Origin of the sequence: Pseudomonas luteola NBRC 103146 (assembly GCF_002091675.1) — a bacterium.
Lineage (GTDB): Bacteria > Pseudomonadota > Gammaproteobacteria > Pseudomonadales > Pseudomonadaceae > Chryseomonas > Chryseomonas luteola.
Window position 1 is genome coordinate 1 of the sequence record NZ_BDAE01000094.1, and the last position, 757, is coordinate 757.

Here is a 757-nt window from a genome sequence, read left to right on the forward strand (position 1 = left end):
TGGTCATTGCCTTCCTTGCCACTGCCGTAACGACCCTTGCGCTGGTTCAGTCGCCCATGTGGGCATCCCTTCTTCCGTTTGTGATGTTTAGTTTGGAGATAGAGTCATGACTCGCGATGAATGCTATGCCGTGCTGTTCCTGATGCTGTTTATGCTTTCAGTGGCTGCCTGCTGGGAGGGTGTTGTTCAATGGCAATGATCATCGGAAAGCTATTGCAGGTCTTCTACCAAAGTGAAGACGGCAAGTATCGGCTGTACAAGGCTAGAGCTAGCGGAGGCAAGCACTTTACTGCCGTTTTTAACGGTGAGGATGCCCCAAAGCCTTTAAAGACCGTCGAATACGTTATGTTCGGAGAATGGATTAAGCACAAGACCTATGGAAAGCAGTTCGAAATCAGCCGGACTGAGCGATACGAACCGCTATCACAGATTGAAGCAAGCGAGCGCAAGGTTCGCTTAGAAGCAGCAAAGAATCTAGGCCAAGCCTAACCCCCTTCCCCTTCCTTATTTACCCCCTGCCATTAGGCGGGACGGAGACCTATTGCCATGAATTTAGTTGATTGCTACGTCAAAGAGCTTGTTGGCGTGCCGTATGAGAAATATGGCAAATGGTGGCAGGTCGTCATCTATAGCACCTGGGGTGCGGATGCAAAGACTGAGCTGATGTTTGCCACCAAGGAAGAAGCTCTAACAGTCCAGATCGGCCACCACTTCCTCGCTTAACCCCCCTTCCCCTTCCTTTATATACACCTGCCCT

Annotated in this window: 2 protein-coding genes; both read left to right on the top strand. The window is 50.5% G+C overall.

Going from position 1 to position 757, the window contains the following annotated elements:
* Positions 1-189 precede the first annotated feature (189 nt).
* Entirely contained in the window at positions 190-489 is a 300-nt protein-coding gene (locus PLU01S_RS25230) for a YrrC family ATP-dependent DNA helicase (protein ID WP_074824375.1), read from the top strand.
* Positions 490-546: 57 nt separating this feature from the next.
* Complete coding sequence (locus tag PLU01S_RS25945; protein WP_162842012.1) at positions 547-723, top strand: hypothetical protein; 177 nt, start codon at positions 547-549, stop codon at positions 721-723.
* The last annotated feature ends 34 nt before the right edge of the window (positions 724-757 follow it).